The following is an 18,125-nucleotide window of genomic DNA, read 5'->3' as shown; positions in this document are numbered from 1 at the left end:
GGCCGGGGACGGGCCCGGCCAAGGTCAGGCCCCGTCCCCGCCGCCGCTGACGTCCCCGTCCCCGCTGACGTCCCCGTCCAGGAAGTGGAAGGCCGGGGCCGGGTGCATCAGGAAGCCGTGGTGCGAGATGTTCCAGGCGTACGCGCCCGCCATCCCGAACACGACCCGGTCCCCCGTCCGCAGCGGCCCCACCCGCGCCGCGCGGGCCAGCACGTCCTTCGGCGTGCACAACTGCCCCACGAGACCGGCCCGCTCCCCCGCGAGCGCCCCGCGCGGCCAGGGGTGCGGCCACGGGTCGACGGGGACGACGGCGCACGGCTGGTCGTGGCCCTTGGCCGCCGGGGTGCGCAGATGGTGGGTGCCGCCGCGCAGTACCGCGAACTCCTCGCCGTGGCTGGCCTTCACGTCCAGCACCTCCGTCGCGTAGTAGCCGCAGTACGCGCTCAGCGCGCGCCCCGGCTCCACGCGCAGCACCAGCCCGGGGCGGTCCGCGAGGAGGCGGGCGAGCCCTGCGCCGTAGGCGGCCCAGTCGAAGCGGGCCGCGGGGTCGCCGTAGTCGACGGCCATGCCGCCGCCCACGTTCACCTCGATCAGCGCGACGCCGTACGCGGCCGTCAGCTCCTCGGCGCGGGCCACGATGTGCGCGGCGACCGCGAGCAGCGCCGTCGCGTCGAGCCCGCTAGCCAGGTGGGCGTGGAGGCCGCGCGGCGACAGCCGGGGCCAGCGGCCCTCGGCCAGCAGCCGCAGACAGCTCGCGAGGCCGTCGGGGTCGAGACCGAACGGGGTGGGCCCTCCGCCCATCGCGAGCGCGCTGCCCGCAAGACCGGCGGCGGGCATCGGCAGGTTGGCGCGCAGCAGCACCGCCACCTCGCGGCCCTGCGGCAGCAGCGCGGACAGCTCCCCCAGCACGCGCAGCTCGTGCTCGCTCTCGACGTGGAAGCGCTCGACGCCCGCCTCCAGCGCGGCGTGCAGCTCGGCCGGTGTCTTGCCGGGGCCGCCGAAGGCGAGCGGGGCGCCGGGGACGGCCGCGCGTACGTGGGCCAGTTCGCCGCCCGAGGAGACCTCGAAGCCGTCGGTGGCGGGGGCCAGGGCGGCGAGGAGGCGGGCCTCGGGGTTGGCCTTGGCCGCGTAGTACAGCTCGACGCGCTCGGGCAGCGCAGCCCGTACGGCCGACGCGTGCGCGCGCAGCGCGGCCAGGTCGTAGAGGTAGGCGGGCAGCCCGTCAGGGCCCAGCGAGCGGAGGCGCCCTGTGACCGTGGCGGGGAGGGGGAGGGAGGACGCGGGCTCGACGGTACGGGGTACGGGTGCGGGCTCGGGCGGGGTCATCGGTCGCTCCAGGGGTCGGTGCGGGCCGTGCCGGACGGAGCCCCGGACAGGGCCTTGCCCGCCAGCGGCGAGGGCAGGCGCACATAGCCCGCCTCGCGGTCGGCCCTGCGCTCCCAGCGCGTGAGGAGGTTGGCCTTCGCGGGCAGCGGTACGCCCGCGAGCAGCGCGCTCAGTTGGGGCGGACAGCCGTACTGGCGCGCGTAATCGCGCAGCACGGCGCGGACGCGGCCCCACAGCGCCGCCTCCTGGCGGGGGTGCAGATCGGCGAGCACGGCGAGCAGTTCGGATATGTGGTTGACCAGCAGGCAGTAGACGACGCGGTCCCAGCCGCGCTGTGCCTCGTACGTCATCGGCTCCGCCACCTCGGCGGGGAGTGCGGCGAGCGCCTCGGCGTGGTGCCCGGGGAGCAGCTTGGTGCCCTCCAGGTCGCGGAAGAGCACCTGTACAGGTCCGCCGTCCGCGTCGACGCAGAGCAGCACGTTCTGGAGGTGGGGTTCGAGGACGACGCCGTGGTCGAAGTAGGCGGCGAGCACGGGCGGGACGAGCAGCCGCAGATAGGCGCTCCACCAGTCCAGCACGGCGCGCGGTCCAGCGCCCGCCAGCAGTCGCGAGGCGTGCGCCGGGCCCGTCGGGTACTCGTCGGCCACGGCTGCGGCGAGCAGCGGTGTGGTGCCGGGCAGGAGCCGTTGCCGCAGGCCCTCGCGGACGATGACGCCGAAGCCCTCCAGCAGCGCGCGGTCGGGTTCGCCGCGGCCAGTGGTGCCGTCGGCGGCTCCGGGGGCGGGGAGCGCGAGGCTGCGGTAGGCGGGCTCGCGCAGGACGGCCGCCGCGGGGAAGCGGGCGGCCAGTTCCGTCAGCGCGGGCTCCAGCAGCCGGGTGAGCGCGACGGCGCCGGACAGCTCGTAGCGGGAGTTCTTGCGCAGACAGTTGGTGATCCGCACGTTGAGGCTGAACTTCAGGAAGGTCTCGCCGTCGTAGAGCGTGCGCACGGAGGCGGTGGGCGCGAAGGGCCGCCCGCCGGTGCCCAGGTCCAGGACGTCGCCGCGCTCCAGCGCCGCGCGCAGGCCGGGGTGCTCCCGCAGCAGCTCGTACTGCCAGGGGTGCGCGGGCAGCGGTACGTAGCCGTCCGGTACGTCTCCGCGAAGCCGGTCCAGCGGCGCCGCCGCACCGGGGACGGCCGTCTCCTCCGCGGCCAGACCGGCCCGTACGGCGAACAGGCGCAGCGGGAAGGAAGCCCCGGCCTCGGGCGCGTAGGCGGACCAGGAGCGCGCGTCGCCTGAGCGGGCCTTGGGGGTGGGGTGGAAGCGGTGGCCGAGGAGGAGGGAGCGCTCGGAGTCCAGGTAGCGCGCGTCGACGGGATCGGACGCGTCGTCCGGGCGCTGCGCGGTGTGCGGGGCGGCTTCGAGGGTACGGGTGGCGAGCGCGGCCGTGACGCCCCGGTGGCTGGAGGCGATCTGCTCGCCGAACTCGTCGTTGCGCAGCCCCGTACGGAGGAACAGCTCGTCGTGCGCGTACTCCGCGAGCCGACGCCAGCCCACCTCGGCCCAGCCGCCGTCGCACCGCTCGGCCACGGGGCCCGTGAAGCGGTGCGCGCCGAGCAGTGACGTACGCCGCAGCCCCACCCGCAGCAGCACCCCGCGACGCGGCAGCCGCACCAGCAGCCGTCCCCCGCGCACGGCGGTCTGGCGCTCGGGGCCCGACACCTCGCGCAGCAGGCAGTTGAGCAGGGTGTGGGCGACGGCCTCGTCGGCGGTGGGCAGCCCGCGCGGCGCGGCCGAAGCGGGCTCGGGGAGGCCGGGGCGGCCGGAGAGATCGGGGGGTTCCGCGAGGTCGGGGTGGTGGTGGTCGTGGGCGGCGCCGAGTGAGGTGGCGGACTGCATCGACGGCTCCTGCGGGTGCGGGTGCGGAGGAAGCGGGGAGGTGAGGGGGTCGTGGGTCGTGGGTCGTACGGGGGCGGTGGGTGCCCGGGTCACCGGGTGCCGGGCGAAGGGGGGCCGTCCGACGGGGCGGCAGGGCGCAGATAGTTGGGGCCCGAGGTGTAGTGCTTGTTGATGTCGGCCGCGCCCGAGCGCTCCTTGGTCAGCAGCGTCCCCGCCGAGACCATGGCCTTGACGGGCAGCGCGGGCGCGTCCAGCACGCGGGCGCGCAGCGCGGCACCCGGTTCGCCCGGCCCCGTGCCCAGCCGTACCGCCGCCTCGGCGAGCCGCTCGCGCACCAGCCCGAGCACCGCCTCCCGCACCGGGCGCCCGCTCCGCTCCAGCCCGAACGCGTAGGCGCCCGCGCACAGATGGAGCGTGATCGTGGTGAACAGGTCCATGACGGGGCGATCGTCGCGGGTGAGGATGCGCGCGTCCGCGAAGGGGGTGGCGGGTGCGGGGGCGGTCGCGGTGCCGAGGGTGGCGCGCAGGCGCGCCGCGTGGATACGGGGCCCGTCGTTGTCCTTGAACAGCAGCCGCAGCCGGGTCGCCGCGCTGCCCGTACGGTCCGTACCGTCCGCGTGCTCCGTGCGGTCCAGGACGAGGGACACGTTCTGCTGGTGGGACTCCAGCGCGATGCCATAGCCCAGCAGCGTGGTCTGCCAGTCGAGGAGGAGAGTGAGGAGCGCGTCGAGGAGGGCGAGCGGGTCGCCGCCGTAGAAGCGGTCAGCGAGCCGCTCCAGCAGCAGCCCTCCCCCGGGCTCCTCGCTCAGCAGCGCGGCGAGGGGCGCGACGACGCAGCCGTCGAGCCCCGTCGGGTAGCGGCGGACGAGGGCGGCGAGCAGTTCGTGGCCCGCGTGCGCGTAGGCGCGCTCGTCGGCGTGCAGCACCGTGTCACGGAACCGGGGCTCGCGCGCGGTCACCTCGGCGAGCAGCCGCTGGACGGCGGCGCCGTCGGCGAGCGTGCCGGGCTTGATGGTGCGACGGTTGCGCAACCCCAGGGTCGCGGTGGCGAGCGGCAGCTTGAGGTGCAGCGCCGGGTCTGCGGCGAGGGCGACGGTACGCATGGACAGCGTCGGCGCGACCTCCACGCAGCCGTGCGGGGCGAGCCTGGCACGCCCCGCCAGGCCCGTGGCGCGCAGGGCCTCGCGCAGCGGGGCACCCGCCGTGAGGGGGTGGACGGGGAGGGCCAGGTGTGTGCCTTCCAGCTCGGGCAGCCCGAGCGCGGCGGGGCCAGGCCAGCGCCCCGTGCCCGTGGCCGCGCCCGGGGCAGGGGTGCCAGCCAGGGTGACCGCCTCGCGGGGTACGGCGAGCCAGCGCAGCGTGAAGCGGGGGTGGAACTCGGGCGCGTAGGCGCGGAGTTCGTCCGCACCGAGCCCGGTGCGGGCGCGGCCCGTCGGGTAGACGGGGTGGTCGGTGCGGGCCGCGAGCGTGTCGTGGGCCAGCCCCGCGGCGAGCCCTGTCCAGTGCGCGGGATCGTCGCCGTAGCGTGCCGCGAGCCCGTCGAGCACGCGCCGCCGCGTACGCGCATGGAGGCGCACGGCCGTACGGGCTTCGCGGCACTCGGCGGCGAAGTCGTCGTAGCCGGGCGCGTCCTGCGGCTCCGCGAGCTCGCGCAGCGCGCCGATGACCTCGTCGGTGGACGTGAGGAGCGCGTCGCCCCCCGCACCGTCATCGCGCGAACGCCCGCCCTCGCGCAGCAGCAGCGGGCGCCGGGCCCGCCACTCGCACTGGAACCCGTCCTCGGCGACGGGCAGCAGCAGCGCACCGCGCCCCTCCCCCGCGTCGAGGCGCAGCCATGTGCCGTCGTCGCGGCGCACGGTGCGGGAGCGGGTGCGCAGTCCCGCCACGTCCTCGCGCAGCAGCGCGTCGAGCACCTGGAGCAGCAGTTCCGCTTCGGCCTCGAGCGCAGCGGCGCCGGCCACGTCTCCCCGTACGGACGGGTGCGTCGCGCTCACGGGGCGATCTCCCAGCTGCGTGCCGCGAGGAAGGCGTCCACCGCGCGGTCGACCGTGGCCTGGTCCGTGCCTTCGGTGCCGTAGGCGCGGACGACGCCGAGGAAGTCGCGGTTGGTGCGGTACAGCTCGTGGCGTTCGCCCGTCGCGCGCAGGGGGCGGTAGGCGAGCCGTACCCCGTCCGCTTCCAGCTCGGCGGCCTCGGGCGCGGAGACGAGCGTTCCGGCGCGGTCGGCGAGCGGGAAGACGACCCGGGCGCGGACGTTCTCCCGTGCGCCGAGATCGGCGGCCAGTGGCTCGCCCAGGTGCGTGCGCAGGATGTGCTCGAAGAGCGGGATGCCCAGCATCCGGGCGAGCAGCAGATCGCACTGGTCGCCGATGGCCCGGTAGTTGACCTCGATGAGGCGCGCCCGCCCTTCCCGTACGACGAACTCGGTGTGGCAGGCGCCTAACCCGACGCCGAGCGCGGCCAACTGGGCCAGCACCTGACGGGTGATGTCCTCCGGATGCGCGGGCACGTAGGTGTGCCCCAGCTCGATGAAGTGCGGCGGCGGGGACAGCTCGCTGTGGAAGCCGCCCAGGACGTGCCGGATGCCGCCCTCGTCGCCCAGGGTCTCCAGCGTGTACAGCTCCCCGTCGAGATACTCCTCGACGACCAGTGCCACGTCCCCCCGCCGCGCCCGTATCCCCCGCGCCTGCCGCACCAGTTCGCCGAGTTCCTCGGCGCGTACGACGTCCTCGCTGGCCACGCCCTCGCGCGGCTTGAGCACACAGGGGTACGGGACGGGCAGGGTCCGCAGCTCCCCGGGGTCCTGGCCTGCGGCGAGTTCGGCGGACCACACCGTGTCGGCGCCCGTCTCCGCGAGGCGGCGGCGCATCAGTGCCTTGTCCTTGGTGCGCAGCGCGGCGCGCCAGTCCTTGCCCGTGAGGCCGAAGTAGGCGGCGGCGAGGGCTGTCTGCGTCTGGAGGTGGTCGCTGTTGCTGAAGACGGCGTCGGGGGTGTGGTGCGTGGAGATCCGGGTGATCACGGCGTGGACGTCGCGTACGTCGCACTCCAGCACCTCCACCTCGCCCTCCCCCTCCCCCTCCTCGTCGGCCCCCGCCGCCCGGTGCGCGGCGGGCTGGTCGGTGAGCACGGTGACCCGGAGCCCGAGGCGCCGGGCCGCCGGAAGGAAGCCGTGGGAGACCGAGTCGGTGGGGTTGAGGGCGAGGAGGTAGAGCCGCACGCGCTGCGCCCCTTCTGGTTCGGGGCAGCCGTGAGCGTCCCGTACGGCTCGCGCCGCGCTTTCGGTCCTGGACACGGAACCGGACATTAGGTTAGGCAAACCTAAGCCTGCAAATCCTTCCCTGTGCACGCCCCGACACGCGGCGGAATGCGTGGCAGAGCCTTGCCGATCATGCGACTAAGGTTAGCCTTACCTTCTCAACTCCCGCCCTGCGCCTCCGTCTTGATCCACACCTGATCCCTGTCCTGACCCCTATCTTGATCCACCAGGAGTACCGATGACCACCGCCCCGGGGACCCGGAGCACACCCGAGATCCACCCCTTCACGAGCGGCACCCCGGGCCTGCTCGCCCTGACCTACCGCCGTCTCACCGCCCGCTGCGAGGCGCTCGACGTCCACGTCGCCGAACCCGCTTCCGCCGCCGACGCCGCCCACCCCGTCCCCCTCCCCCACAACTGGACCGACGGCGAGGAACTGACCACGGACACCGGGACGCTGGCGGCGTTCACGGGCGCGGAGGCCACCCGTATCCACGACCGCTTCGCGCACACGGCGCGGCCCGACGTCGCCGCCTCGCGGGCGCTGCACGGCTACGCCTGGTCGGTCGCGCTGCTGATGAGCGGCGCCTGGTACATGGAGCGCAGGGTTCCGCGTATCAGGACCCGCGACGTCCGCCTCGATCTGACGACCGGAGCCCTGGAGGTCGTCCCCGGCACCGGCTTCGCCTGTCTCGCCGACGACCCCGCCGCCGCTGCCGAACTGCCGGGGGCGCGGGTCGTCGTCGACGAGGAGGCACTGCGCGCGGAGCTGCGGGCCGCCGTCGCCGACCATCTGCGCCCCCTGCTGGCGGCCGTCGGCCCGCTGACCCGGCGCGGCCCCCGCGCCCTGTGGGGCATGGTCGCGGACGACCTGGTCTCCGGGATCTGGTACCTCGGCCGCGTGCTCGGCCAGGAGGAACGGGCCGTACGCGCGGCCGACGAGGTGCTGCCCGGCGCGGTGTCCCCCTTTCCCGGAGGCGCCGCATTCCGGCGGCTGACGGGCCGCGACGGACGCTCGTACCCCACCCGCACCCGCATCGGCTGCTGCCTGCACTACACCGTGCGCCCCGACGAGGCGTGCGCCACCTGCCCCCGCACCTGCGACGCGGAACGCCTGCGCAGGCTGGAGAGCTGACCTCCGCGCCACGCGGCGACCCGGCATCACCCCGCATCGGGCCCCCACCCCGCGCCCGTGCCCGTCCGTGCCCGCCGTCCCTGACGACCGTCTGACACCACCCTGACGACCGTCTGACACCCGACCCGCAGCGTTACCGCACCGGTATGGCGCAGCTCACGTGAACTGCCCTACGTTCCTTCCGACATCGCAATGATCTCGGGTATCGGAGGGCGAGCCGATGCGCACCGCCAGTCCCAGAACCATCGTCATCTGGACCGCCGTCGCGCTGATCGGCGCGGGCGCGTGGTCCGTGCTCGCGCTGGCGCGGGGCGAGGAGGTGTCCGCCGCCTGGATGGTGGCGGCGGCCCTCGGCTCGTACGCCATCGCGTACCGCTTCTACGCGCGCTTCATCGTGCGCCGCGTGCTGAAGGTCGACAAGACGCGCGCCACCCCAGCGGAACGGCTCGACAACGGCATCGACTACCACCCCACCGACCGCCGCGTGCTGCTCGGGCACCACTTCGCGGCCATCGCGGGCGCGGGGCCGCTCGTGGGGCCCGTGCTCGCGGCCCAGATGGGCTATCTGCCGGGCACCATCTGGATCATCGCGGGGGTGATCTTCGCGGGCGCCGTCCAGGACATGGTCGTCCTCTTCTTCTCGATGCGCCGCGACGGCAAGTCGCTGGGCCAGATGGCCCGCGAGGAGATCGGCCCGGTCGGCGGGGCAGCCGCGCTGATCGCGGTCTTCGCCATCATGATCATCCTGCTCGCCGTGCTGGCCCTGGTCGTGGTCAACGCGCTGGCCGAGTCCCCCTGGGGCACCTTCTCCATCGCGATGACCATCCCCATCGCGCTCTTCATGGGCGTCTACCTGCGCATCCTGCGCCCCGGCAGGGTCAGCGAGGTCTCGCTGATCGGCGTCGCGCTGCTGCTGCTCGCCATCGTCGCGGGGAGCTGGGTCGCGGAGTCGTCCTGGGCCGACACCTTCACGCTCGCGCCGTCCACGCTGGTCATCTGGATGCTGGTCTACGGGTTCATCGCGTCCGTGCTGCCCGTCTGGATGCTGCTGGCGCCGCGCGACTACCTCTCCACCTTCATGAAGATCGGCACCATCGGGCTCCTCGCGATCGGCGTCGTCGTCGCCCTGCCGACGATGAAGATGGACGCGGTCACCGACTTCGCCACGCGGGGCGACGGACCGGTCTTCGCCGGGTCCCTGTTCCCCTTCGTCTTCATCACCATCGCCTGCGGAGCGCTCTCCGGCTTCCACGCGCTGATCTCGTCGGGCACCACCCCGAAGATGATCCAGAAGGAGACGCAGATCCGGATGATCGGCTACGGCTCCATGCTGATGGAGTCGTTCGTCGCGGTCATGGCGATGGTCGCCGCCAGCATCATCGACCCCGGCCTCTACTTCGCGATGAACGCGCCCGCCGGCGTCATCGGGGACAGCGTCCAGTCGGCCTCGCAGGCCGTCGCGGGGCTCGGCTACTCGATCTCGCCGGACCAGCTCGCCGCCGCTGCCAAGGCCGTCGAGGAGCAGTCGCTGCTCTCCCGCACGGGCGGTGCTCCCACGCTCGCCGTCGGCGTCTCGGAGATCTTCTCCCAGGTCATCGGCGGGGCCGGGATGAAGGCGTTCTGGTACCACTTCGCGATCATGTTCGAGGCGCTGTTCATCCTCACCGCGCTCGACGCGGGCACCCGGGTGGGCCGCTTCATGCTCCAGGACACCCTGGGCAACGTCTACAAGCCCTTCCGCAACGTGAGCTGGCAGCCAGGGCTGTGGCTGACGAGCGGCATCGTCGTCGCCCTGTGGGGCTACTTCCTGTGGGTCGGCGTGCATGAGCCGCTGGGCGGGATCAACCAGCTCTTCCCGCTGTTCGGGATCGCCAACCAGCTGCTGGCCGCCGTCGCGCTCGCGGTGGCCACGACGCTGCTCATCAAGTCCGGCAGGCTCAAGTGGGCCTGGGTCACGGGCGTGCCGCTGGTCTGGGACGCGGTGGTGACGCTGACCGCGAGCTGGCAGAAGGTCTTCTCCTCCGACCCCCGCGTCGGCTTCTTCGAGCAGCGCTCGGTCTACCAGGCGGCCATCGACAAGGGCGAGGTACTGGCGCCCGCCAAGAGCATCGATGACATGCGGACCGTCGTCACCAACTCCACGGTGGACGGCGTCCTGGCCGCGCTGTTCGCGCTGCTGGTCGTCGTGGTGATCGCCGACGCGGCCCGCACCTGCGTCAAGGCGATGCGGGCGCCGGGCGGGGCGACGCTGCACGAGGCGGAGTACCGCGCGTCGAAGATCGTGGCACCGGCCGGGCTGATCCCCACCAAGGAGGAGAAGGCGGAACTGGCCGCTGTGGGCGCGGACGGTGGCTCCGGCGCCGGCGACGGCGGGTCCGGTGCCGGTGGCGGGAGCGGTGCCGGTGCCCGTACGGGACGGGAGGAGTGAGCCGTGCGGACGCTGCTGCGGGGCGCGCGCTGGGTGCGCTGGTACATGCGTGAGCTGACGGACGAGAGCGCGTACGACCGCTACGTCGCCCATCTGCGCGCCCACGACCCGGCGGCCGAGGTGCCCAGCAGGCGCGACTTCGAGCGGGAGCGCACGGACGCCAGGGACGGCGACCCCCGTCAGGGCTTCCGCTGCTGCTGACCCCGCGTCACTTGCACAAGGGAACCTCCTGTCCGTATTCCGGACAGGAGGTTCCATGACGTGAACACCTGACCTAGATTTCCTGCGCATTACACATACAGGGGCCCGCAGCGGGACCCGCAGGGAATCCGAGGACAGGAGAGCCGCGTCATGTCCGCACCACCCCAGAGATCCGGGCCAGGGCCCGTCGTCACGCCGACGCGTGTCGTCGCGGGCCTCTGCCTCTTCGCCCCCTTCGTCGCGATCCTCTGGGTGGGCTCGTACGCGAGGGTCGAACCGACCCTCATCGGCATCCCGTTCTTCTACTGGTACCAGATGCTCTGGGTCCTGATCGCGTGCGCGCTGACGATCGTCGCGTACGGTCTGGTCCGCCGCGAGCAGCGCGCCCGCCGCGCCCACGCCCATGCCGCCGCCGGTGCCGAGGCGCACGAGGGCGGTGCGGAGCGATGAACGACGGTGTCAACGGCGTCGCGCTCGCCGTCTTCCTCTTCTTCTTCGCCGCCGTGACCCTCATGGGCTTCCGCGCGGCCCGCTGGCGGCGCGCCGAGAACGACCAGAGCCTGGACGAATGGGGCCTGGGCGGACGGAGCTTCGGTACCTGGGTCACCTGGTTCCTGCTGGGCGGCGACCTCTACACGGCCTACACCTTCGTGGCCGTCCCCGCCGCGATCTACGCCGCCGGGGCCTCGGGCTTCTTCGCCGTCCCGTACACGATCCTCGTCTACCCGCTGATCTTCACCTTCCTGCCCCGCCTGTGGTCCGTCTCGCACAAGCACGGCTATGTGACGACCTCGGACTTCGTGCGCGGCAGGTTCGGCTCGCGCGGGCTCTCGCTGGCGGTGGCGCTGACGGGCATCCTCGCGACGATGCCGTACATCGCGCTCCAGCTCGTCGGCATCCAGGCGGTGCTCGACGTGATGGGCGTCGGCGGCGGGGAGTCGACGCACTGGTTCATCAAGGACCTGCCGATCCTCATCGCGTTCGGCGTGCTCGCGGCCTACACCTACTCCTCCGGGCTGCGCGCTCCCGCACTGATCGCGTTCGTGAAGGACGCGCTGATCTACATCGTCATCGCCGTCGCCATCATCTACATCCCGATCAAGCTCGGCGGCTTCGACGTGATCTTCGACAAGGCGGGCGCCTACTTCGCCGAGGAGAACCCCGCCACGGGCGCCCCGCGCGGCGAGCTGGCCAGCGGACCCAACGCGCAGTGGGCCTACGGGACGCTGGCGCTGGGCTCGGCGCTGGCGCTGTTCATGTACCCGCACTCGATCACCGCGACGCTCTCCAGCCGCAGCCGCGAGGTGATCCGCCGCAACACCACCATCCTGCCGCTCTACTCGCTGATGCTGGGCTTCCTGGCGCTGCTGGGCTTCATGGCCATCGCGGCGGGGATCACCGTGGAGAACGGGCAGCTCGCGGTGCCGCAGCTGTTCGAGGAGATGTTCCCGGACTGGTTCGCCGGGGTGGCCTTCGCCGCCATCGGCATCGGCGCCCTGGTCCCGGCCGCGATCATGTCGATCGCAGCCGCGAATCTCTTCACCCGGAACATCTACAAGGACTTCCTCCGTCCGAACGCCACGGCGGCGCAGGAGACCAAGGTCTCCAAGCTGGTCTCGCTGCTGGTGAAGGTCGGCGCGCTCGTCTTCGTCCTGGGCATGGACAAGACCGTGGCCATCAACTTCCAGTTGCTGGGCGGGATCTGGATCCTCCAGACCTTCCCCGCGCTGGTCGGCGGCCTGTTCACGCGCTGGTTCCACCGCTGGGGCCTGCTGGCGGGCTGGGCCGTGGGCATGGTCTACGGCACGCTCGCCGCGTACGGCGTCGCCAGCCCGACGCAGGAGCACTTCGGCGGCAGCAACGCGACGATCCCCGGCATCGGCGAGATCGGCTACATCGGTCTGACGGCCTTCGTGCTGAACGTCCTCGTCACGGTCGTCGCGACCCTCGTGCTGCGCGCCGTGAAGGCGCCCGACGGCATCGACGAGACGAGCCCCGGCGACTACACGGCGGACGCGGGCGACCCCGGCGTCCGCGAGGAACTGCCCCCGCCCACGGGCGCGGACGACACAGGGGACGCCAACGACGCAGGCGCCACGACGGAGGGCGCCGGCTCCGGGGAGGGCGCCAGGACGGCGGCCCACTGACCCCAGGGGCGCCCCGCGATCACCTCGGCACCCCCGAACCCGCCTGGCCCGGCCGCCGGGCCCACAGCGCCCCGCTGACGCCTCCGCGTCAGCGGGGCGCTGCGCGTTCCCCCTACCGACACAAGATATGGGGGTGGGTGCGTAAGCCAGCACAACATGTATTCTCGTGCTCGCTGTCGCCGCAGGGGAATCCGGTGCGAGTCCGGAACTGTCCCGCAACGGTGTGCGATGGGCCGATCTGTGCCATGACGCGCAGCCCGCCGCGAGTCCGAGTACCTGTCGGCAGCATCGATGACGTCCGGGCCTCGTGGGTTGGGCCGGAGGACGCTGCGTGGTGTGCCGTGCCGCCCCTGCGGGCGACGGTCAGGGCTGCCCGCACGCGCCCCCGCGCACCGCCCCGCACGGCCCCAGCCGAGCGAGGGAGAGCACGTCCAGTGACGACCGCACCAGCAGCACCCGTCGAAGCGGAGTCCGACTCAGCCGGGGCAGCCGAATCAGCCGGGGCAGCCGGGGCAGCGGGACCCAACGGACCGGCCACCGCGGCCGGACCCGCCGAGTCCGCCAAGCGCTCCGCGCTGCTGCGCACCCTGACCGAGCTGACCGCCGACCTCCCCGGCACCGACCCCGGACGGGTCGCGGGCGCCGCGCTGCGCGGGGCCCAGCCGGGCGCCGACGAGGGCGAGTTGCGCTCGCTCGCCTGCGAGGCGGCTGCCGGTCTGATCGGCGAGGAGCCGGTGTACTCCCGCCTCGCGGCGCGGCTGCTGACCCTCGCGGTGCGCGAAGAGGCCGCCGGGCAGGGCGCGGTCTCCTTCTCCGCCTCGGTGGCGACGGGCCACCGCGAGGGCCTGATCGCGGACGGCACGGCCGCGTTCGTACGGGCGCACGCTGAGCGGCTGGACGCGCTCGTCGAGCGGGCCGTCGAGGACGGCGCCGACGACCGCTTCGGCTACTTCGGGCTGCGGACGGTCCACTCCCGCTATCTGCTGCGCCACCCGACATCCCGTCAGATCATCGAGACCCCGCAGCACTTCCTGCTGCGCGTGGCCTGCGGACTGGCCGAGGACGCGTCGGAGCGGGCGCTGGACGAGGTCGCGGAGCTGTACCGGCTGACCAGCTCGCTCGCCTATCTGCCCTCGTCCCCCACCCTGTTCAACTCCGGCACCCGGCACCCGCAGATGTCCTCCTGCTATCTGCTGGACTCGCCGCTGGACGAACTGGACTCGCTCTACGAGCGCTACCACCAGGTGGCGCGCCTCTCGAAGCACGCGGGCGGCATCGGCATCCCCTTCTCCCGCATCCGCTCCAGGGGCTCGCTGATCCGGGGCACCAACGGGCACTCCAACGGCATCGTCCCGTTCCTGCGCACCCTGGACTCCTCCGTCGCCGCCGTGAACCAGGGCGGACGGCGCAAGGGCGCGGCCTGCGTCTACCTGGAGACGTGGCACGCGGACCTGGAGGAGTTCCTGGAGCTGCGGGACAACACGGGCGAGGAGGCCCGCCGCACCCACAACCTCAACATCGCGCACTGGATCCCCGACGAGTTCATGCGCCGCGTCGAGGCGGACGCCGAGTGGTCGCTGCTCTCGCCCTCCGACGCGCCGGAGCTGGTGGACCTGTGGGGCGACGAGTTCGACGCCGCCTACCGCAGGGCGGAGGCCGAGGGCCGCTACGCCAAGCGCGTCCCCGCACGCCAGCTCTACGCCCGCATGATGCGCACCCTCGCGCAGACCGGCAACGGCTGGATGACCTTCAAGGACGCGTCCAACCGCACCGCCAACCAGACGGCCGAGCCGGGCCGCGTCGTCCACTCCTCGAACCTGTGCACCGAGATCCTGGAGGTCACCGACGACGGCGAGACGGCCGTCTGCAACCTCGGCTCCGTCAACCTCGCGGCCCATCTGGGGGACGTCTCCCGTGGCTGGGAGGAGGCGATGGACTGGGAGAAGCTGGACGCGACCGTCCGCACGGCCGTGACCTTCCTGGACCGGGTCGTGGACATCAACTACTACCCGACGGACCAGGCGGCCACGTCCAACTCCCGCTGGCGCCCCGTCGGCCTGGGCGTGATGGGCCTCCAGGACGTCTTCTTCCGGCTGCGGCTGCCCTTCGACTCGCCCGAGGCCACCGCGCTCTCCACCCGTATCGCCGAGCGGATCATGCTCGCCGCCTACGAGGCGTCGGCCGCGCTGGCCGAGCGGCACGGCCCGCTGCCCGCCTGGTCCGAGACCCGTACGGCGCGTGGCGTGCTGCACCCGGACCACTACGCGGACGCGGACGCCTCCGAGCGGGCCTGGCCCGAGCGCTGGGAGGCGCTGCGCGCCCGTATCGCGGAGACCGGCATGCGCAACGCGCTGCTGCTGGCCATCGCGCCGACGGCGACGATCGCCTCGATCGCCGGCGTCTACGAGTGCATCGAGCCCCAGGTCTCCAACCTCTTCAAGCGCGAGACGCTCAGCGGCGAGTTCCTCCAGGTCAACGCCTATCTGGTGGAGGAGCTGAAGCGGCAGGGCCTGTGGGACGACCGCGCCAGGGAGGCGCTGCGCGAGTCCAACGGCTCCGTCGAGGGCCTTACGTGGGTCCCCGAGGACGTGCGGAAGCTGTACCGCACGGCGTGGGAGCTGCCGCAGCGCGCGCTCATCGACATGGCGGCGGCGCGCACGCCGTACCTCGACCAGAGCCAGTCGCTGAACCTGTTCATGGCGTCGCCGACGATCGGCAAGCTCAGCTCGATGTACGCGTACGCCTGGAAGCGCGGCATCAAGACCACGTACTACCTGCGCTCGCGCCCCGCCACGCGGATCGCGCGCGCGGCGAGCAGCACGGCGGGTGCGACGGGCGCGACGGATGCGACGGCACCCGCGTCCGCGCCCGTACCCGTACCCGCCCAGCAGACCGGCGGCCTCTCAGAAGAGGCCGTCGCCTGCTCCCTGGAAAACCCCGAGTCCTGCGAGGCATGCCAGTAATGACCGCCGTACCCGAGACCACCGGAACCACCGGAACCCCCGGAATCCCCGCCACGTCCGCCGCCGCTGCCACCACGGCGTCCGGGGCCTCCGCACAGCAGAAGAACCTGCTCGACCCGGGCTTCGAGCTGACGCTGCGCCCGATGCGCTACCCGCACTTCTACGACCGCTACCGCGACGCCATCAAGAACACCTGGACCGTGGAGGAGGTCGATCTCCACTCCGACGTCGCCGACCTCGCCAAGCTCACGCCAGGCGAACAGCACATGATCAGCCGCCTGGTCGCCTTCTTCGCGACCGGCGACTCCATCGTGGCGAACAACCTCGTGCTGACCCTCTACAAGCACATCAACTCCCCGGAGGCGCGGCTGTACCTGTCGCGGCAGCTCTTCGAGGAGGCCGTGCACGTCCAGTTCTATCTGACGCTGCTGGACACCTATCTGCCCGACATGGACGAGCGGATCGAGGCGTTCGCGGCCGTCGAGAACATCCCGTCCATCCGCGAGAAGGCCCAGTTCTGCTTCCGCTGGATGGACTCGGTGGAGGAGATGGACCGGCTGGAGAGCAAGGCCGACCGGCGCCGCTTCCTGCTGAACCTGATCTGCTTCGCGGCGTGCATCGAGGGCCTGTTCTTCTACGGTGCCTTCGCCTACGTCTACTGGTTCCGCTCGCGCGGCCTGCTGCACGGCCTCGCCACCGGCACCAACTGGGTGTTCCGCGACGAGACCATGCACATGTCCTTCGCCTTCGACGTCGTGGACACCGTCCGCCAGGAGGAGCCCGAACTCTTCGACGAGGAGCTGGAGAAGCAGGTCACGGCCATGCTGGAGGAGGCGGTCGAGGCCGAGTTGCAGTTCGCCCGCGACCTGTGCGGCGACGGCCTCCCCGGCATGAACACGGAGTCCATGCGCGCCTACCTGGAGGCCGTCGCCGACCAGCGGCTCGCCCGGCTCGGCTTCCCCGTCCGCTACGGCTCCACGAACCCGTTCTCCTTCATGGAGCTTCAGAACGTCCAGGAGCTGACCAACTTCTTCGAACGGCGCGCCTCGGCCTACCAGGTCGCCGTCGAGGGCTCGGTCTCCTTCGACGACGACTTCTGACGGGCGGCCCGAGGGGCCCGAGGGGCGGGCTGCGGGGGCTGCTGGGACGCCGGGAACCGGTCAGCAGCCCCCGCAGTTGTAGTACGTCACGTCCCAGTGGTTGCCCTCGCGGTAGTAGATGTTCCCGGAGGCCGACTTCCACTTGGAGCCGCCAATGGAGGCGAAGTTCCCGGTGATGTAGTTGTCCAGGCAACTGGAGAGGCTGAAGTCGACCTTGTAGCCGTTCCAGTGGCTGTACGTGCCGCTGGCGTGGCCCGTCTCGGTGCCGCCTGTGAGGTTGATCGCGCAGCCGCTGGCACTCCTGAGCGTGATCACACCGTCGACCGTCGCGGAGTTGATCTGGTCGAAGGACGTGCAGGTGGAGTTGTTGCGGTCGGAGCAGCCGCCGCTGGACGACCAGGTGATGCCCGCAGCGCGGAACTTGCTGGTGGCCTGCGCGTGGGTGAGCTTCGCGAGCAGCCGCGCTTCGCCTGGCGCGGAGGCGGAGGTGGGCGCCGTCGTGGCCGTCGCGGCGGGTGCCGCGGTCGCCGCGGCGGCGCCCGCGACGGTGAGCGCGAGGGCCGCGCCCGCTCCGGTCAGGCCGCGCACGAGGCGTCTCTTCAGGGGGAGTTCCATGGGGGTCCTCTCACTCGGTACGGGGAAGGGGAGCCGGGCCGTCAGGAGACGCCGCAGGTGGGCGCCGACCAGTAGCGGCTGGAGCGGTGATCGACGTGCGTGTGGTCGTCGTGCCCCGGATAGCCGGGCCCGAGGATGCCGTTGAACCCGTGCGCACGGGCCTGCTTCGCGAGGGTGCACAGCGAATGCGGCCCCGAGCCCAGGTCGGCGGCGTCGCCGTAGAGGTGCCGGCTGCTGGGCGCCCCGCCCACCGCGTCGTTGCACGCCTTGGACCGGAAGCCGCTGGTGACCCTGATGGACTGGTCACCGAGCGCGTGCCGCAGCGCCTCCAGCTTCCACATGGTGAGCAGCGCGTTCGCCTTGGCCTGTGCCGCGCTGACGGCGCCACCGCTCCAGTCGCCGTTGCAGTTGTTCAGCTCCGCGTAGGAGAAGTGGACCGGGGTGCAGTCGTCGTCCTGGAGCGCGTAGAGCTTCGCGTACGTCGCGGACCCGGCGACTCCGTCGGCCGCCAGCCCGTACGCCTGCTGGAAGCGGGTGACCGCCGCCTTGGTCGCGGGCCCGAAGGCACCGTCGACGGCGAGGACCGAGCCGCTGCCGGGGTAGCCGGAGACGCGGATCTGGAGCTGTCGCACGTCCTCGCCCGAGGCGCCCTCGGAGAGGGTGCGCGGCCAGGTGTAGCAGCCGTCCGCGACGGTGGCGGCGGGCGCCGCCCGCTCGTGCGGGGGTGCGGCGGCCGAGGCGGCACTGCCGCCCACCAGCAAAGATGCCGCGATCATGACAAGGCCGGCAACGGCCCCTGGCATTCGTCCGAGCATGGTTCCTCCATGCGCTGTGGGGTGGCATCCGAGACTGGCGTGACAGGCGTGACCCGTCAACTACGCGCGGAGAATGCCATTGGACGAGGCCACTGGCGGTACGGGTCCGGCTGACGCCGGCTCGGAAGCGCGCCGACACCCGCAGGGCACCCGGGCCGGCGCCCGGCACGAAAGAGACCGGACCAACGCCCGGACAAGGGCCCCGGGCCGGTTCCCGGTACGCAGGGATCGGCTCGACACCCGGCACACGGTCGACGGC

General features: G+C 72.6%; 13 protein-coding genes and 1 riboswitch. Of the genes, 7 read left to right on the top strand and 6 right to left on the bottom strand.

Translation table 11 applies throughout. The features are described from left to right. Positions 1-24 precede the first annotated feature (24 nt). The 4 genes from ACWGJ2_RS09345 to ACWGJ2_RS09330 all read right to left on the bottom strand — a co-directional run bounded on the left by ACWGJ2_RS09345 (position 25) and on the right by ACWGJ2_RS09330 (position 6,423). The gene (locus tag ACWGJ2_RS09345; protein WP_453345399.1) at positions 25-1,326 is read right to left on the bottom strand and encodes a type III PLP-dependent enzyme; all 1,302 of its coding nucleotides are present in this window, start codon (positions 1,324-1,326) and stop codon (positions 25-27) included. Further along, positions 1,323-3,206: an IucA/IucC family protein gene (locus ACWGJ2_RS09340; protein WP_453345398.1), complete on the bottom strand. Its 1,884-nt coding sequence runs from the start codon at positions 3,204-3,206 to the stop codon at positions 1,323-1,325. The genes ACWGJ2_RS09345 and ACWGJ2_RS09340 overlap by 4 nt, the downstream gene beginning before the upstream one ends. An 89-nt stretch (positions 3,207-3,295) precedes the next feature. After that, positions 3,296-5,200, bottom strand: coding sequence for an IucA/IucC family protein (locus ACWGJ2_RS09335; protein WP_453345397.1), 1,905 nt, complete (start codon positions 5,198-5,200; stop codon positions 3,296-3,298). Continuing rightward, positions 5,197-6,423, bottom strand: coding sequence for an ATP-grasp domain-containing protein (locus tag ACWGJ2_RS09330; RefSeq protein WP_453345509.1), 1,227 nt, complete (start codon positions 6,421-6,423; stop codon positions 5,197-5,199). The genes ACWGJ2_RS09335 and ACWGJ2_RS09330 overlap by 4 nt, the downstream gene beginning before the upstream one ends. 277 nt (positions 6,424-6,700) lie before the next feature. Here ACWGJ2_RS09330 and ACWGJ2_RS09325 point away from each other — a divergent pair, with 277 nt between their 5' ends. The 7 genes from ACWGJ2_RS09325 to ACWGJ2_RS09295 all read left to right on the top strand — a co-directional run bounded on the left by ACWGJ2_RS09325 (position 6,701) and on the right by ACWGJ2_RS09295 (position 16,436). After that, a complete protein-coding gene (locus tag ACWGJ2_RS09325) occupies positions 6,701-7,597 on the top strand; it encodes a (2Fe-2S)-binding protein (RefSeq protein WP_453345396.1) in 897 nt (298 codons plus the stop codon). Between the two features lie 220 nt (positions 7,598-7,817). Further along, the gene (locus ACWGJ2_RS09320) at positions 7,818-10,025 is read left to right on the top strand and encodes a carbon starvation CstA family protein (protein WP_453345395.1); all 2,208 of its coding nucleotides are present in this window, start codon (positions 7,818-7,820) and stop codon (positions 10,023-10,025) included. 3 nt (positions 10,026-10,028) lie between these two features. Beyond that, on the top strand, positions 10,029-10,226 hold the full coding sequence (locus tag ACWGJ2_RS09315) for a YbdD/YjiX family protein (protein ID WP_453345394.1): 198 nt from the start codon (positions 10,029-10,031) through the stop codon (positions 10,224-10,226). Positions 10,227-10,376: 150 nt separating this feature from the next. Continuing rightward, on the top strand, positions 10,377-10,676 hold the full coding sequence (locus tag ACWGJ2_RS09310) for a DUF3311 domain-containing protein (protein WP_453345393.1): 300 nt from the start codon (positions 10,377-10,379) through the stop codon (positions 10,674-10,676). Next, positions 10,673-12,373 carry a monocarboxylate uptake permease MctP gene (gene mctP / locus ACWGJ2_RS09305; protein ID WP_453345392.1) on the top strand — a complete coding sequence of 567 codons (1,701 nt, stop codon included), beginning with the start codon at positions 10,673-10,675 and terminating at the stop codon, positions 12,371-12,373. The genes ACWGJ2_RS09310 and mctP overlap by 4 nt, the downstream gene beginning before the upstream one ends. A 157-nt stretch (positions 12,374-12,530) precedes the next feature. Then, a riboswitch (cobalamin riboswitch) is annotated at positions 12,531-12,671 on the top strand. 136 nt (positions 12,672-12,807) lie between these two features. Continuing rightward, complete coding sequence (locus ACWGJ2_RS09300) at positions 12,808-15,336, top strand: ribonucleoside-diphosphate reductase subunit alpha (RefSeq protein WP_453345391.1); 2,529 nt, start codon at positions 12,808-12,810, stop codon at positions 15,334-15,336. Further along, positions 15,336-16,436 carry a ribonucleotide-diphosphate reductase subunit beta gene (locus tag ACWGJ2_RS09295; RefSeq protein ID WP_453345508.1) on the top strand — a complete coding sequence of 367 codons (1,101 nt, stop codon included), beginning with the start codon at positions 15,336-15,338 and terminating at the stop codon, positions 16,434-16,436. The genes ACWGJ2_RS09300 and ACWGJ2_RS09295 overlap by 1 nt, the downstream gene beginning before the upstream one ends. A 60-nt stretch (positions 16,437-16,496) precedes the next feature. Here ACWGJ2_RS09295 and ACWGJ2_RS09290 read toward each other — a convergent pair whose 3' ends face one another. Together ACWGJ2_RS09290 and ACWGJ2_RS09285 are read right to left on the bottom strand one after the other, a co-directional pair. Beyond that, complete coding sequence (locus tag ACWGJ2_RS09290) at positions 16,497-17,051, bottom strand: hypothetical protein (protein ID WP_453345390.1); 555 nt, start codon at positions 17,049-17,051, stop codon at positions 16,497-16,499. 41 nt (positions 17,052-17,092) lie between these two features. Next, positions 17,093-17,866, bottom strand: a complete 774-nt coding sequence (locus ACWGJ2_RS09285) for a D-Ala-D-Ala carboxypeptidase family metallohydrolase (RefSeq protein ID WP_453345389.1) — start codon at positions 17,864-17,866, stop codon at positions 17,093-17,095. Between the last annotated feature and the right edge of the window lie 259 nt (positions 17,867-18,125).

It is taken from the genome of Streptomyces sp. NPDC054796 (genome assembly GCF_053611545.1).
Note: the sequence above shows the minus strand (reverse complement) of the source record. Positions and strands in the feature narration are given on the sequence as shown.

Excerpts from the sequence above, each read along its gene's own strand:
- ACWGJ2_RS09345 (WP_453345399.1), bottom strand. The coding sequence starts at position 1,326 with ATGACCCCGCCCGAGCCCGCACCCGTACCCCGTACCGTCGAGCCCGCG.
- ACWGJ2_RS09340 (WP_453345398.1), bottom strand. The coding sequence starts at position 3,206 with ATGCAGTCCGCCACCTCACTCGGCGCCGCCCACGACCACCACCACCCC.
- ACWGJ2_RS09325 (WP_453345396.1), top strand. The coding sequence starts at position 6,701 with ATGACCACCGCCCCGGGGACCCGGAGCACACCCGAGATCCACCCCTTC.
- ACWGJ2_RS09320 (WP_453345395.1), top strand. The coding sequence starts at position 7,818 with ATGCGCACCGCCAGTCCCAGAACCATCGTCATCTGGACCGCCGTCGCG.
- ACWGJ2_RS09310 (WP_453345393.1), top strand. The coding sequence starts at position 10,377 with ATGTCCGCACCACCCCAGAGATCCGGGCCAGGGCCCGTCGTCACGCCG.
- mctP (WP_453345392.1), top strand. The coding sequence starts at position 10,673 with ATGAACGACGGTGTCAACGGCGTCGCGCTCGCCGTCTTCCTCTTCTTC.
- ACWGJ2_RS09295 (WP_453345508.1), top strand. The coding sequence starts at position 15,336 with ATGACCGCCGTACCCGAGACCACCGGAACCACCGGAACCCCCGGAATC.
- ACWGJ2_RS09290 (WP_453345390.1), bottom strand. The coding sequence starts at position 17,051 with ATGGAACTCCCCCTGAAGAGACGCCTCGTGCGCGGCCTGACCGGAGCG.
- ACWGJ2_RS09285 (WP_453345389.1), bottom strand. The coding sequence starts at position 17,866 with ATGCTCGGACGAATGCCAGGGGCCGTTGCCGGCCTTGTCATGATCGCG.